This window comes from Mesorhizobium sp. WSM3626 (genome assembly GCF_000513935.1).
In the GTDB taxonomy this organism is placed as follows: Bacteria; Pseudomonadota; Alphaproteobacteria; order Rhizobiales; family Rhizobiaceae; genus Mesorhizobium; species Mesorhizobium salmacidum.
The window spans coordinates 1-14,238 of record NZ_AZUY01000018.1; the positions used below are offsets into that span (position 1 = coordinate 1).

Sequence of the window (14,238 nt, forward strand, 5' to 3'; positions counted from 1 at the left end):
TTGTAGCGTGTGAGGATCTTGTAGCCCGTCTTGCGCGAGATATCGAACTCCCGGCAAAGCACGGCCATCTTCTCGCCGTCCAGCAGACGGGCGATGAACTTCAGCCGCTCTTCCATGACGTTACACTCCTTCCAAGGCACCTTGCTCTCCTTGCAAAGGGCCGAAAGTGTAACCCATCTATCCGCAATGAACTGTCACCCATCTCTCGGGAAGGGCACCAAAGACTATACGCGGGCACCACACATGACGGAGTGGGTTTGCCGTGGTTGTGACTGGTCGACTAACCCGTACGGAGCTACGGCAGCGACACCTCTGGGCAGTGCCGCTGCCGTGTCGCAGCTAGGCGGCGATCCCACCGCGGCCTGATTTGGTGCCACTCATCCAGGGCAGCGGAGCAAGCGGCTCCTGCAGGATCTTGACGGATCTCGCGAAGCCAGCGACGGCATCGCGCGCGACCGACAGTGGTATCTGGCCATCGTAAGCACGCTGGCAAGCCCGGAAAGCCGTTTCGAAAATCGGGCCCCGCCGCTCCCGCGGCCACTCATCCAGGAAATCGAAGGCATCCTCAAGACTTCCTATTTCTTGAATGAACTGGCCATCCTTGACCAACACCGGTCGATCGAACGTCCTGTCGTCCATGTAGTCCTCCATTCGGTTGAACGAATTGGTTTGCCGATTCAGGTTTTCACGCGACGGCATGCTCAGGCTCCGCGAACATGCCGCCATCCCCACATCTGGGCGGAACGCCGGCATACGCGGGAACCGGCGGCGGATCATCGTCATCGTCATCTCGCCAGGGGTACCGTATCCAACCGCGCCTGGCTTTGTTGCGACGCCGGTCTGAAGGCGGACTGCGGTCAACCGGTGGCCTGGCCGGCGGCTTGCGCCCGATCTCGTCCAGGGTGTGGAGCGCACGAAGAATCTCGCTGAACTGCGCAACGGCACCGCTGTCCAATTGGCGTAGGCTGGGATTGTCTGGAACCGCATTGGCGTCCGAAGCCCAGAAGGCGAGCAAAGCCCTCTTTTCGTCGATCGTCATTTTTCTTTCAGGACATCCTCCGGCCTACGCACGGCAGCGAATCCCGCAACGTGATCTGCCAGTTTGGATTCATGAAAACAGTAAGCTTGCGATCTCATCTCCATTCTCCGCGATCTGTGCCTCCCGGCCGAGCCGGGAGGCGGACCACAGACTGAGGTTTCCGGTATCAGGCCACCTTGCGTTGCGGCTCTGAATCTATGGACTGCTTGTTGCCGCTGTCCTGAAGCGGAACCGCTCTGGCTTCGGAGCCGATCTCGATGCGCCGAGGCTTGAGTTCATCGGGCACTTCGCGGACCAGGTCCACCGACAGCAGGCCATTATGGATATTGGCCGCCTTGACCTTGACGTGGTCCGCAAGTTTGAACACCTGCTTGAAGTTTCCTGTCGCAAGGCCGCGATGGAGGATTTCCCGATTTTGCTGATCGGGCTTCCTCTGTCCGGTCACGGACAATTCAGGGCCGTTCTGCACAAGCTCGACTTCGTCAACACCGAAGCCGGCGACGGCCATCGTGATACGATAATCGTTCTCGCCATTCTTCTCGATATTGTAGGGAGGCCAGTCGGAGCGCACGCCGTTTTCGAGCATGTCGAACAGCCGGTCGAAGCCGACCGTGGTGCGGTAAAGGGGGGAATAATCAAAGCTTCTCATAGCCATATCCTCCGTGAAGCAACATGGGTCGCGGCAGCGCCGCCGCGACGAACTATGTCGAGCCGAAGCCTCGACGGAAAACGATCTGGGAATCGCGTTTTTTTGTTCAAGAGGTCGCCCGAATTTTTTTCGGAGCGGCACCACGGTCGTTCATGATCGGCATACGTCCGACTTTCGCGGCGAATTTTGCGGCGAAAGCGTTCGGTTCGAAGCGGGAATATGGTTCCTGTGGTGGATCGCCTGCCCGTGCAAGTGCGCGCCAGGTTCGGCCTCTGGTCAGCAGCGGTCTTGCACACGCCCCGCCACCTCTCGCGTGATGAGAGGGTTCTCAGCAGCCGCGCGGCGTGCGGAGCGGACTTGCTCGGTGAACACCGGCGCACGGGCAACTCAACGTGCAATCCGGACGCCTTTCCATCCACGGTCACAAAGCGCCTGAGCTCGCTCTGCAGCCGCACGCCGGTGTGTACCAGTGAAAGACATTTCTTTACGTCGAAACGAAACTATCGGGAACGCAGCGAGAAGCGCGGCGTTGGGATCGTGAAGGGACGGCCGTCCCTGCCACCGTAAGGCAGGCATCGGACAGGCAGTTATCGGAGTATCCGTCATGCGAACTCTCATCGTCATTGCGGCGATTTCGCTGCTTGCCGGCCCCGCGTCGGCAGCCGATCACCTCTTCACCGCCACGTCGGCCGGCGGCCTGACGACCTCGAGCCAGCCGTTCATGAACGGCATAAACAACAGTGCGCCGACAGCCGACGCTGTGCCGGGCCAGGGCAGTCCGCTGTCGGGCGACGAGCATACCGTACCGGCCACTGATACGCAGACCGGTGCCTCACTCAGGAACCCGCCGTCGGTGACTCAGGGTAAGACGGCACCATCGGCCAAAGCCCGGTAACAGCCCTGTCGCCTGACGGACGCGCAAGGCGGCACCCATCATCAGCAAGTGCCGCCCTCGGGTCCTAAGCGGACTGCACCGCCCGAAGGTTGATCGTCACTCGCGACCGCTGACCGGAACCGGCCAGGCGCGCGGCACGTTTTTTCTGCCCGATGGACTGGCTCCAACTGGTATTGCTCTGCGGCGCGGGCTCTATGGCCTGGACCTCAATACGCTGTCGGCAGGCGGTGGCGGTCTGCTGCTGATCCCGGCAGTGACCTTCCAGCAGGGGCGCAAAAGGCGATCAATACCCATCTCAAAGGATTCGCCCGCGACGATTTTCTCTAACAGCCGCGTCACGGCGTGGGAGCCGCCGTGATCTGCAATCCACCTGCTTACCCGGCAGGCAGCTTTCGCGTACAGGCTGGCCGATGCCGCACTTTCAATCCAGGCGCTCCTCGTCGTCGGCAGCGCGCCATCCGGTTCACGCAGGCAACGATCGGGCGATGATATTGGCTTCAGGTAGCGGTCGTCATCCGAAACCAAGACCGCAACGCCCTCATCAAACCATTGCGGCACATCACGACGGAAAGTCTTGATCAGCCCGATCCGGATATGAAGTTCGATGTGCGACATCTCGTGTGATGCAATGGTAACGGTCGCGCCTTCGGGCGAGAGGAACAGCGCGAGATTGAGGACAGCCATGCCGCGCGATTTGCCTCCGCCGATCTTGCGGTAACAATTGTCGTCACCGCAGACGAAGATCTCGGGATTACTTTCTGTCGCCCCGTAGAACTGGCGAAGCCGTTCGCGAGCCATGGCGATTGTCTCAAGCGCTGCTGCCTGCCGCTGAGGCGTCATCCCATCCTCGACATAAACTTGACCCGAGGCCTTTTTGAACCCCAGGCAGCTCGGGCACGCTACAGCGGCCGCCGTGGGATATGCGACCGCGAGGCCGGCGGCTGTCGTCACAATCAGAAGGATTGCGAGTGCGGTTGCTTTCATCGATCTTGACACCATGCTCCTTCCAGTCCCGCGCGGGTATGAGCTTATACAGTGGCTTTCGCGGCGATGCCGGTTGGCGAGCCATCACGAAGCACAGAAAGCGGAGAGCGCTAGGACCCGGCCGCATCGCCGACGCCGGACGAAACGGTGTTCAACTGAGAACGCGCGAGCAGATAGAATGCGGTGAGATGTGAGATCATCTGCAACGGCATATAGATGATCAGGAACGCGTACATGGCGCCGAGTTCGCCCGCGACTGCAGGAAGATTGACCTGGACCGCGTGGTAGGAGTCGAGGGCAATGTCCGCCACCCCTACAAGGTTGAAGGCGAGCACGAGCAGCCAGAACAGCGGACGCATCCTGATCGCGAGCAGCGCCAGCATGGATAACGCCCCGGTCGCGAAGTTGCCATAGGCCGCGAACGTGGCGAAGCCGCCAGGCAGGTTGGGGCCGACGAAGCCGGGAAGGAGAAAGGCAAGCCCGATGACGCGGAAGTTGTGCACGGCCGCAATAGCTCGTTGCGCATCGAAGTGATCCATCGCGTTGAGCCTTGGCCAGATGTACGCGCCGAAGAAAAGCAGCCACGGGACATACCCCAGGACGAGCTGGGTTAGGAACACGGTTTGCGGCGACATGTGAGCTCCTACAAGCTGGTTTTGTTCGTCAATCCGCCGGCGGCCTCGAACGTCGCATTCGGTGGCCGAGCAGCCTTCCTCGACTAAAGGGTCCGAAGGAAGTCGATCATTGCGGCGTTCACCTGCGGCGCACGTTCTTGCTGGGTCCAATGACCGCAGCCCGGCAGCATGACTGCGGGCCGGAGCTTGGGAACCATTGCCGACTGTTTGGCGATGATCGGTTGAAATAGCTCCACGATCATGTCGTGTTCGCCCGCAATGTAGAGCGCCGGAACAGTCACCACCGCCTGGCTGAACGCGGCCATGAGCTCCCAACTGTGATCGATGTTGCGCCACCAGTTCAGAGGGCCGCGAAATCCGCTGCGCGTGAATTCCTCGACATAGATATCGATGTCGGCCTCGCTGACCCAGGAAGGCAACGACACCGGATTGGTCAGGAAATCTCCGTTCCGGGGCACCATTCCGGCGGCAAATCCTCCGGCGCCTGCCGGTGGCGGGCTGTCGCCCGAGAGCGAGTAGAACATGGAACGGAAGGTGCGACGCAGGTCGCCTTCGAGCGCCGCCTCAGCCTCCGGGGTCTGGAAATAGAGTTGATAAAACAGGGCGTCCTTGGTGTGTGGCATCAGCGTCGTCGGCGGCCCGGAGTCGCCGAACCCTCGCGAGCGGAACGGCGGGCTGAGCGCGACAACAGCCCGGAAGCGATCGGGGCGCAGAAGCGCTGTTTGCCATGCTATCGCGGCACCGATGTCGTGGCCGGCGATCACGGCTTGTCTGGCGTCCAGGGCGTCGATGAGGCCCACCATGTCGCCGATATTATGGAGAATCGTATATTCCTCCACATCCTCCGGCCGGTCGCTCCGCCCGTAGCCGCGCAAGTCGGGCGCTACCGCACGGAACCCGGCGTTCGCCAGCGCGCCAAGCTGGTGCCGCCAAGAATACCAGCATTCGGGAAAGCCGTGACAGAGGATGATGAGCGGACCTTCACCCTGTTCGGCAACGTGCAGCCGGATGCCGTTTGTCTCGATCATGCGATGCGTAACGTCGGGCATCGTCGGATCCACCCACGACGTCGGCTCTGGGCCGCCTACGGCGAGTTGAGCGGCAGCGGCTTTAAGTGGCTTTGCGAGAGTAGCGCCGACTGTCAGCGCGCCCCCTGCCAAGAGCACCTCGCGTCGGGAAAATGTCGCGTCTGCCATTGTGTGTCTCTCTCTCTTGATCGTCGCGCATCTGGAGCATCGACGACGTCGCAGGCTCTCGAATTGCGGCGCGAGTCCAGATTTCCACGGCAGAGGTACCGCCGCTCCCTGCGATCGACTATTGGCGATAACGTCGATGAGCTATGAAGTAGAACTTCACAATCAAGCGCTGAGCGCCGGACTCGCGCCTCGTTCGGGCGTGCCGTGAATCCCGTAAATGGACAGATCGATCCAGGCCGATCCGAAAGGATTGTTGGGCCCGGCAGCGTCGGGCGCGCAAATGTAAACTTCGGCACCGCTGGCGAGGCAGCAGACTTGCGTTGAGGGATATGTGCTGCCGCGTTTGAGATGGATACGGGCCGAACTGCTTCGCTCAGAGGGTTGGCGCGCTCCCCTCGCCGCCCGGCCGCTGCGACCGGCTCCTGATAAGTGGTTCCGTAAGCAATTCCGGACGGAAACCGCTCACACCTTTCCTGGAATTGCTCTTCCTGGAATTGCTCTTCCTGGAATTGCTCTGGTCCTTGCCACAAGTGCCAGGATCAGCACGGCCGGCATGGTCAGCATCGTCGTCTTGGCGCTTATGCCGACGCTGGTGGAGTTGATCAGCAATGCGAAAAAGAGCGGCAGGATCGCGCCACGGCCGCCGACCCGCAGCATCTCGATGAACCAGCTCAAGATGCCCAGCCACAGAACCGACGAGAAGACGAGACCATAGCGCAACAGGTGGCCAGCCCACGCGTTCTCGATACCCTCGCTGAGGCCGTTTATACGTACACTGGTCTCCAGCTCGTCCTGATTAAATCCGATGAGCAGTTCGCGCAGCCCGAAATTGTCGAACAGGCGAAACAACTGAATGCGAGTCGCCGCACTGCCGCTGTCATTGGTAAAACGCGCGAGGAAATTGTCGAAATAGCCGAATTGGTACAGTGCCGCGACAGCGACTACGCCAAGCGGTGCAAGAACGAGAATGGCGAGCAATGCGCGCACTGAAATCGCGCCGCCGCGCATCAGCTTCAAAATGAAGATCAGGCCCATCACCGCCGCCACGCCATAGACAACAGCAAAGGAGGTTCGGGCGCCGAGAAGCGGCATCGTCGCCATGCACAGGAGTATGATGGGCAGGCGCCAGCGCGGGCTCAGCCCGCGAACATCTTTCACAGTCATCAGGATCACCGCGTAGACGCCAGTGACCAGCGCACCACCAAGCGGGTGGCCAAGCAAAGCCGTGGCCCGATGATCCCAGGTCTGGACCCGATCCTCAATGAGGAAGGGAAACAGTCGCCACGACGTCAAGCCTTCGGTGATCGCAATCAGGCAATTGAGGACCATCAGCATGTGAAGGCAACGGGCAGTATAAAGCCGCAGCTTCTCGCCCGAGTCGCAAAACAGCATGGTAATAACGGCCGCGACCATCAGCGCGTCGATCAGGAAGGAGGCGGATTGATCGGGTTTGTAACGGGAGATGAAGTACCAGAGCAGCAGGGAAGCGGCGAGCAGGCTGGTCGATCCGGCGCAACGAACGAGAAGGGAGACCGCGTAGCCGACCGGGTTTCGATTGGCGAGCACCGCCAGGACCAGCGCCAAGCCAAATGTGTAGGTTGCCGGATGGATCTTGGTGACGATCGATCCGCTCGATGAATCATACGGGATGCCGAGAAAGTCGAGCGCATAGTTTGATAGGGAGAATAAAAATACCGTGGCCAGCAGAATGAGCGGATCGACTAACTGCCGCCAGGACGCAAGGTCGCCTTGCACCTTTAGAGGGAAATCGGCCACGTTCAGCCGATACTCTATTGATCCCATTGTCATTGACTTTCAGTGGCCGCGTCGGGCCGATGAATGCCTTTCGCCGCGACGCAATACCTTGGCCAGGGGAACTTCATGCGGCTTGATCGATAGCCACGTCCTTCTCAACCGACACCACCGAAACATCCATGTCGCCATCGCCGGCCAACGCATTTAAAGCCTGGCGTTCGCGTAGACCAAACACACCGTCCCGCACCGCCAGCACCGACCGGCTGGAATATCCGGCAATCACATCGGCCATGGGACCGGGGCTGGCCTCGAGTGTCCCTCCATTGACAACGATGTGGTCATATTCCTGAATTATCGCGCCAAGGACCGCTTCCACTTTTCCGGGCGACAGGCGCGCGACAGTATCCTTGCGCCCGGCGTTGAGCATCTGAAGTCCCGATTTACGGCCGATCCGGATCGCTTTCGCGACCGGGGATTCACCAATTGCTAGTTCTGCAAGTCCGGCTATGTCGGAAGGTGCATCAGACGCGAGATCGATGAAAATGACCTTCTGGTCGGCCGCCATTGCGTCTCGCGCCAACTCGAACGCGGCCTGACGGGCAAGGGCGGGATCATGGATGGAGACGACTGTTACAAGCCCGCCGGTGATGTCCGCCTTGGCAGGTTCCAAAGGCTGAGCCTGAGGACGCGCGGCGAGCGCGCCGGCAGCCAGATCCCGCAATATCGCGGCAAAGACGCCTATGAACAAGCCCAACAGTCCGGCGGCGATAAGCAGCGGCAACTTAGGTGGATACGAGGACGAACTTGGAACCGCCGCTTCAGCGATGATACGGGCATTGGGCGGCGAAATATTTTCCTGCTCGGCGGTTTCCTTGGCGCGGACCATAAACGCCTCGTAGACGACCTTGCTGGACTGCGCCTTGCGCTCAAGTTCACGCAGTTTGATCAGATCCTGGTTGGTATCGAAGGAAGCTGTCTTGGCGGCATTAAGGTCTCCGGTGACCTTGTTCAGGGTGTCAACAGCTGCGCGATAGTCATCTTGCGCGGCTTGCACCAGCCGCTCACTTTCCGCACGGATTGTCGCGCGAGCTTGCATAACCTGCCCTTCGGCAGCCGTGACGCGAGGATGACGCGGTCCAAGGATCTGCTGGAGCTCGGCCAGGTTTCGCTGCGCCTCGCCAAGCTGGGTGCGCAGGTCGACCATGGCGCTGTCGGTACCGGTGATGACCGTGCTGACATCTCCGCGCGTCTTCAGCGCGGCCTGCATAACCTCGAACCGGGCCTTTGTTTCGTTGACTCGCGCAGCACTAGCCGACTGGCGAGCCGAAAGGTCCGTCAGTTCGCGATCGCCGAGCAATCGTCCGTCCGATTCCGAAACATTGTGGTCGCGCTTGAAGGCTTCGACCTCCTCCTCCGAGCTATTCAACTCGCTTTGCAATTGTGCGAGGCGGTCACGGATCGACGTGCTGGCGTCGCGTGCGGTACCGGAAGTCGTTTCGGCCTGATAGCCCAAATAAGCGGCAGCCACGGCGTTCGCGAGACGAGCCGATTTGATGGCTTCTTTGCTGGTGACGCTGATCTGAAGCACGTAAGTGTTTTCGGGCCGCACGACCTTGGTCGCTTGCGCCAGCGCTTCAAGCGCAATGACTGAGGGATCTTGCCCGCTTTTGATGGCGGATATGAATTCGGGATCCGTGGCAAGACCGCTGCTCTGGACAACCCGCTTGAGCACCGCTTCCGAGGTGATCACCTCGATCTGGCTTTCCACCAGCGCCATGTCGGAGCCGAAGCCTTGCTGCACCACCTCGTTCTGCATGACCCGCTGCTCACGCGGGTCGATAAGGATGCGCGACGTCGCTGTATATCGCGGCGAAATCAGGAACAACGCCAACAGTCCCAAGGCGACGAAGGTCAGTGTGAACGAAAGAACGATCCAGCGCCGCCGGATTAGCGTATCGGCAAGGCCGAGCAAATCCACCGAGGTGTCGACCTGCGCTCGCCTGGCGGCAGATCGATCGCGTGAAATGCCGCCCATGGAGGTCGCCATAGTCTCGTCTCCATCGCACCAAAATCATCGTGCGCATATCGCCAATAATCCATGCGCGGATATGCTTAATATCGGGTTACAGGATATTCCTCAGCCGCGATGCCGGAGCCACCCTCATCGGGAAGACGCCAGTCAGGGCGAGGTCTCAGTCCGGGATCTGACTTACATCTGGTCAGCGACGGATATGCTCCCAAGGGGAGGCCGCATGCGGTTCCTCAGTCGTGCCGTAATCCGTGGAAGCACCCTTCGAAAATCCCCGTCCGGCATAGGCTGGGCTTGCAATTTTAGCTTGTCCGGTTGCTTGAAGATTGCATCAGTTCAGCCACGCTGGCATGCAGTTCGGCGAGCTCGGCATGAATGCTGTGGATTGTTTCAGCGGCATTTTCATCCTGGTCTTGGAATATCTCGTTGTCATGAGGAAAGTAATCCAGTTCCAGTGGATCGAGGAGCCGTAGTCTGGCCGGCGAGCCGGCAAAATCGTCATCCCCGTAGATCACGCCGGTCTGTGAAGCCGCTAGATTGCCGCTCCTCTTGCGCAGCAAATTGGTGATCAAGGACAGCAATCTCAATTTTTTCTCGCTCGACGGTGGCAAATCTGGGTTTTCACCCGGCCTGGCGGCTGTGTTTCGCGCGTTGGACATTCCGCGATATCCATGAAGATAAAAAGCCTCTCCCAATTGGTATGCCAGTTTGGGAAATAAAGAATTAAAGTGCCGGCTGTCGATTGGTCGCCGAGCAGGCCCCAAGTCCCTACCGCCCATCGGCGGCGGGGCTTAACAACTGTGTGACGTGCTCGACAAGCCGAGAGCGTGCATGGGCCGGCGTCAATGTATGATCGGCGGCATCCAGACGCACGAGAGTGATACCTTGCATGCGCCTCAAACGCTCGCCGTCCGGCCCGAAGTGACGGGCAATTTCATCCAGGCTCCGATCGTTTTCGGCGCTTACCACCAAGACGCGCGTTCCACGCGCGGTCAGATTTTTCATCCAGGTTTCCACGGATTGGCTTCCCGAACCGCGCCTGCGCCAAAAATTGGACGTCGTGGATTTCGACAATTCCAGGCCGAAGCGCAGGGCGCGCCCGCCAAGTCTGGACAGGAGCGCTTTCAAGCGAGGTGATCTCAAGGCCGTTCCGTGTGAATGCGGCTCAGCCACATCCGCCTCGCCGGCGCCGTCCTCTGGTTTGAGTGAGCCACGCGCATTGTCCCTGACTTTCGACAGTTCCATGTCCAGGGCATATGAACTGTTCCATGCGAAGCACAAAGGATTGACCATGGTGAGCGAGGCAATACGGCGATCGAAACGCGCGGCATGGAACGCCTGATAGGCCCCGGCGCATGTGCCGATCGCGCTGACCTGATCAAATCCATATTGCTCGAGCCAGTTTACAATGCGCAGCATGTCATCGCGACCGCGCTCATCGTAGAGAAACAGCCGTTTCTCGTCCGGCGTCCCACTCTGGCCGAGGCCCGGCAGATCGACCCTCAGCGAGGCTATGCCATCTCGGGCGAGTGAACGCGCCATGTCGACCGCGCCACGTGCCCAACCGATATGCGGTATCGCGCCGGCATTGAGGATAAGGGCGACCTGTCCCTTGGGCTTGGCCTGGGCAGGCATGCACAGCACGCCGCAAATCTCCGGCGCGGGCGCGAGCACCAGTGGCCATTCGTTATATCCACCCTCCGCCAGAAACACGGGCGCGGTGGCCACCGGCTCGTGGGAAGCCGCGCCGACGGGCTTTCGGCGCTCGACTGCCCACCCCACGACCATTTCAAGGGTGGATTGCGGGATGTCGTTGGCGGTCGGGTTGCTCATCAGCCGGGCAAAACCGGCAAATGTCTCGATCCGCACGCTGCCACCGGCCGCGGCCACGCCTTCGGCGAGCGCCGAATGCGACGTGGCGGGTTGTGTCGTCACAAGCAGAATATCCTGGCGCAAGGAACCGGCGAGTTCACGCCACTCAAGCGTCCGCAGATCCGCGATCGTCTCGGCGCTCATCCTGAACCCGGCGGTTTCGATGCCGTCGAATGGCTCGACCTCAGTGTCGTATGGCGGCAGGGCTGCGTCGATCATTCTCGCCAGGCCTGCCATCTCGCGCACATAGGCCTTGCCCGATATTGGCGGCGCAAGCAGTGCCAGACCGGCAACGTCATCCCGTCCGCCCATGGCCGATGGAGCAAGGAGAGCACCGAGACGGAAGCCGATCACCAGCACATCGGTCACGCCGGTTTCGGCTTTCAGCCGCCCTATCGCCGTCTCGATGCTCGACACCCAGGCAGCCACGCGATGGGGCTCGGTGTGATCGCCGATGGCGTCTCCACAGCCTGGATAGTCGAATTGCAGAACGGGTAGACCAGCTTGGGCCAACCGCCTTGCCATCAATGTGAGAAAACGCCGGCTGCAAAGGTCTTCGAAACCGTGCGCGCCCGCTATAACCACGCCCCGGCTGCCCGCTGCGGGATGAACCCAGCCGACAGTCCCTTCGAAAACGATCGGCCTCACGAAATGCCCCTGGCTGCACCCATTTTAGGGAACGGCTCGGTCAGGTCGAAACCGACAGGTCGCTGCGCATTGAGGGCTGTAACGGTCCCGGTAGGCATCGGTGCGCCCGTCAGCGCGACCAGCCTCACTGTTTTTTCGCGACCAGGCAACAGATGAAAATAATCCTCTTCGGCCCGATAATGGGGACCGCCGACATGGACATAATACGCGGCCCTGTCGCAGGCGAGCCGAAGCCGCCAGCAATCGCTGCCAGGTTCGATCTTGGCGCGAAGGCCGATATCGCACCGTTTCGCCATGACATTGGGCAGAACATGGAAGGCTTCCGCCAACTGGGTTCCCTGCGAATCCGTAAACTGCCCCACGCTCAACTCATGCGCAACCGGACCGAAGCGGTAGGCGTAAGAGATATCGAAGAACGCACCGAACAGCTCGAAGGCCGAAACCGTCACGGCGTCATGCGCCGCAACCGCGATCTCGCGTTTGCCTGTGACGACCGGTGTCAAACCATCGCGCAGACAGGTCAGGGTGAGCCTGCCTTCAACCAAGTCCGGTCCATCGTTGATCACATGCACATGGAGGCCGTTCAAGCCTTCATCGCTAAGGATCAGGCGCAGCGGACGGAAGGCCCGCTTCATCGCATGCCAGACTGATTTTGGCCGGCCGGTCGCATCGATCGCGCCCCAGCCGGCGCCGACGGCCAAATCTTTCCAGAACAAGGTCAGTGCACCCGCCGTCGGCGAGGCCGGTCGGCGCCATTCGTCAATCGTGCGCTCCACAATCTCGGCCGTCACGGCACGCGAGAGGTCGAGGTAGCGCGCACCGTCCTGCAGCCTCAACGCACGGGCGTCGACGCCGAAGACGTTTTCCAGATAGTGGTCGCGTACATCCTCGAAATCCCAAGACGCCCCAACGTCTCTCGGCGTCGCGGCTTTCCAGCGTGGGTCATGCACGGGCGCAACGGGCAGGAAGGCGTCCAGCGTCTCCTGATCCGGCACGTTGGCGAAGGCAAGGCACTCGCTGGCGAAGCGGACCTCGGCACGGCGCGCATCCTCCACCGGCCGGCAATAAGCGCCCACGCCATAATAATGCACCGGTCCGGCTTCAGCGGTGAAAGGCAGGCTGCCGCCATGCGGCGAGGAAGCAACCTGCACGAGATCAGGTCTAATGGCGTCCGCAAGCGGCTTCACCACCGTGTCGAACCACGGCGTCGGGTCCATGGACGCTGGAATTCCCATCATCGACGCCTGCTGGGCGATTTCGCTGCCGCCGCAAATCACAGCAAGCGAAGGCGAATGCCGCAATCGTCGCAGCAATGCTTCTACCTCCGCCGCCAGCGCAGCGCACCATTCGTCATCCCGGGCGGGATAGTCGAAATTCGCCAGCATCAGATCCTGCCAGACGAGTATGCCGAGTTCGTCACACAGGGCATGAAAGGCGTTGGATTCATAGACGAAGGGGCCGGCGACACGCAGCATGTTGACACCGGCATCACTTGCCAGGCGCAAGGCGGCGTCCAACGGCGCCGCGCTCCCGTCCAAGGACACTATGTCCGACGGTGTCCAAACCGCGCCGCGACAAAAGACCGGGATGCCGTTGACGATCAGCCGAAAGTCGCGCCCGTCACGGCCGCGATCCAGCTCCAGGCGTCGAAAGCCGACACGTCCGAGGTTTACCTCGTTACTCCCGATGGTAGCGCTGACACCATGAAGATCCGGCGTTCCATGGCTGTGCGGCCACCAAGCCGCGACGTTGGCGATGTCAAGGCGCGCATTCAGCTTCTCGCCATCGCTGGTGAGCGTCGCGGTTTTTCCGGCACAGCTGATAAAGGCGGTTTCGCCGTCGACAAGCGGCGTGAGGAGCGTCAGCTCGACATCGAGCTTGCCTGTAGTCCCTTCGAGATCGGAACGCATGTCGACGCTAGCGACGCGCGAAGCCAAATTCTCGTGCACCAGCAGAACCGGCCGCCATGCGCCGACGACGTCGAAGGCCGGGCACCAGCCCGGCATGTGGCCAAGCAGGGTCGTGCGAACGAGCCGCAAGCGCTGATCGTCAATCATGCGCGCCTTCCAGCGGGCCCGCGGACCCTTGAGGCCGTCCATATAGGCGTCAAGACTGCGAAACGCGATGGTAAGCATTTCGCCGCCTTTCAGCGTCAGCGACGTCTCACACGGCGCGAACATGGAGGTGGAGACAAGGACCAATCGATCGTCGATGTAGATTTCGGCAATCGTCGCAAGGCCTTCGAAGACAAGCCGCACCGGCCCGCTGGCTTCAAGGCGACAGCGATACCAGATGTCCTTGTCGTGCAATGGCATCGGCGCTTGCCGATCCCAAAGGCCGCCCGCCTCGAGCGCCGCCGCCGCGGTACCAGGACATGTGGTGCGCAGCCATGTTGCCGAAGGGTCAGCATCGCTGGGCCCGCGCCATGCGCCAGCCGGTGTCAGGGCAAGCTGCCATCCTGCTTCCAGCAACTCAGCTGAATCGGCGACGGAGATCACTGTCGTCATGGATCTGATCCAGGCTACGGCAGCCGAAT

At 60.9% G+C, this 14,238-nt stretch carries 13 protein-coding genes and 1 pseudogene; 1 reads left to right on the plus strand and 13 read right to left on the minus strand.

From position 1 onward, the window contains the following. The 4 genes from M653_RS01000000132555 to M653_RS0114545 form a co-directional block, all read right to left on the minus strand. A partial coding sequence (locus M653_RS01000000132555) for a helix-turn-helix domain-containing protein (protein ID WP_032935043.1) occupies positions 1-140 on the minus strand: 140 nt, incomplete at its 3' end. Positions 141-339: 199 nt separating this feature from the next. Beyond that, positions 340-639: a DUF982 domain-containing protein gene (locus M653_RS0114535; protein WP_027144010.1), complete on the minus strand. Its 300-nt coding sequence runs from the start codon at positions 637-639 to the stop codon at positions 340-342. A 46-nt stretch (positions 640-685) separates the two neighbouring features. Further along, positions 686-1,039 (minus strand): hypothetical protein, encoded by a 354-nt coding sequence (locus tag M653_RS1000000134420; RefSeq protein WP_245262138.1) that lies wholly within the window; start codon positions 1,037-1,039, stop codon positions 686-688. A gap of 166 nt (positions 1,040-1,205) precedes the next feature. Continuing rightward, the gene (locus M653_RS0114545; protein ID WP_027144011.1) at positions 1,206-1,688 is read right to left on the minus strand and encodes an Hsp20 family protein; all 483 of its coding nucleotides are present in this window, start codon (positions 1,686-1,688) and stop codon (positions 1,206-1,208) included. Positions 1,689-2,292: 604 nt separating this feature from the next. Between M653_RS0114545 and M653_RS01000000132565 the strand changes: the two genes are divergently transcribed. Continuing rightward, a complete protein-coding gene (locus M653_RS01000000132565) occupies positions 2,293-2,583 on the plus strand; it encodes a hypothetical protein (RefSeq protein ID WP_032935324.1) in 291 nt (96 codons plus the stop codon). Positions 2,584-2,775: 192 nt separating this feature from the next. On the opposite strand, the gene M653_RS01000000132570 is transcribed toward M653_RS01000000132565, so the two are convergent. The 9 genes and pseudogenes from M653_RS01000000132570 to M653_RS01000000132575 all read right to left on the minus strand — a co-directional run bounded on the left by M653_RS01000000132570 (position 2,776) and on the right by M653_RS01000000132575 (position 14,209). Continuing rightward, entirely contained in the window at positions 2,776-3,567 is a 792-nt protein-coding gene (locus M653_RS01000000132570) for a hypothetical protein (protein WP_051442679.1), read from the minus strand. Between the two features lie 110 nt (positions 3,568-3,677). Next, positions 3,678-4,202, minus strand: coding sequence for a hypothetical protein (locus M653_RS0114560; protein ID WP_027144012.1), 525 nt, complete (start codon positions 4,200-4,202; stop codon positions 3,678-3,680). A gap of 83 nt (positions 4,203-4,285) precedes the next feature. Beyond that, the gene (locus M653_RS0114570; protein WP_245262139.1) at positions 4,286-5,398 is read right to left on the minus strand and encodes an alpha/beta hydrolase; all 1,113 of its coding nucleotides are present in this window, start codon (positions 5,396-5,398) and stop codon (positions 4,286-4,288) included. Between the two features lie 186 nt (positions 5,399-5,584). Continuing rightward, a pseudogene (locus M653_RS1000000137660) lies at positions 5,585-5,665 on the minus strand (L,D-transpeptidase); the annotation flags it as partial. A 195-nt stretch (positions 5,666-5,860) separates the two neighbouring features. Then, positions 5,861-7,207 carry a VpsF family polysaccharide biosynthesis protein gene (locus M653_RS0114575; protein ID WP_156938196.1) on the minus strand — a complete coding sequence of 449 codons (1,347 nt, stop codon included), beginning with the start codon at positions 7,205-7,207 and terminating at the stop codon, positions 5,861-5,863. Between the two features lie 70 nt (positions 7,208-7,277). Next, positions 7,278-9,200 (minus strand): GumC family protein, encoded by a 1,923-nt coding sequence (locus tag M653_RS0114580; RefSeq protein ID WP_027144015.1) that lies wholly within the window; start codon positions 9,198-9,200, stop codon positions 7,278-7,280. Between the two features lie 284 nt (positions 9,201-9,484). Next, a complete protein-coding gene (locus M653_RS0114585) occupies positions 9,485-9,841 on the minus strand; it encodes a hypothetical protein (RefSeq protein ID WP_156938197.1) in 357 nt (118 codons plus the stop codon). Between the two features lie 109 nt (positions 9,842-9,950). Further along, on the minus strand, positions 9,951-11,702 hold the full coding sequence (locus M653_RS0114590; RefSeq protein WP_084636681.1) for an alpha/beta fold hydrolase: 1,752 nt from the start codon (positions 11,700-11,702) through the stop codon (positions 9,951-9,953). Further along, positions 11,699-14,209 (minus strand): hypothetical protein, encoded by a 2,511-nt coding sequence (locus M653_RS01000000132575; RefSeq protein WP_084636682.1) that lies wholly within the window; start codon positions 14,207-14,209, stop codon positions 11,699-11,701. The genes M653_RS0114590 and M653_RS01000000132575 overlap by 4 nt, the downstream gene beginning before the upstream one ends. Between the last annotated feature and the right edge of the window lie 29 nt (positions 14,210-14,238).

Bases quoted from the DNA above. Each gene is read 5' to 3' on its own strand.
- M653_RS01000000132575 (WP_084636682.1), bottom strand. From the start codon at position 14,209: ATGACGACAGTGATCTCCGTCGCCGATTCAGCTGAGTTGCTGGAAGCA.
- M653_RS0114580 (WP_027144015.1), bottom strand. From the start codon at position 9,200: ATGGCGACCTCCATGGGCGGCATTTCACGCGATCGATCTGCCGCCAGG.
- M653_RS01000000132570 (WP_051442679.1), bottom strand. From the start codon at position 3,567: ATGAAAGCAACCGCACTCGCAATCCTTCTGATTGTGACGACAGCCGCC.
- M653_RS0114535 (WP_027144010.1), bottom strand. From the start codon at position 639: ATGGACGACAGGACGTTCGATCGACCGGTGTTGGTCAAGGATGGCCAG.
- M653_RS01000000132565 (WP_032935324.1), top strand. From the start codon at position 2,293: ATGCGAACTCTCATCGTCATTGCGGCGATTTCGCTGCTTGCCGGCCCC.
- M653_RS0114545 (WP_027144011.1), bottom strand. From the start codon at position 1,688: ATGAGAAGCTTTGATTATTCCCCCCTTTACCGCACCACGGTCGGCTTC.
- M653_RS0114575 (WP_156938196.1), bottom strand. From the start codon at position 7,207: ATGACAATGGGATCAATAGAGTATCGGCTGAACGTGGCCGATTTCCCT.
- M653_RS0114560 (WP_027144012.1), bottom strand. From the start codon at position 4,202: ATGTCGCCGCAAACCGTGTTCCTAACCCAGCTCGTCCTGGGGTATGTC.
- M653_RS1000000134420 (WP_245262138.1), bottom strand. From the start codon at position 1,039: ATGACGATCGACGAAAAGAGGGCTTTGCTCGCCTTCTGGGCTTCGGAC.
- M653_RS0114585 (WP_156938197.1), bottom strand. From the start codon at position 9,841: ATGTCCAACGCGCGAAACACAGCCGCCAGGCCGGGTGAAAACCCAGAT.
- M653_RS0114570 (WP_245262139.1), bottom strand. From the start codon at position 5,398: ATGGCAGACGCGACATTTTCCCGACGCGAGGTGCTCTTGGCAGGGGGC.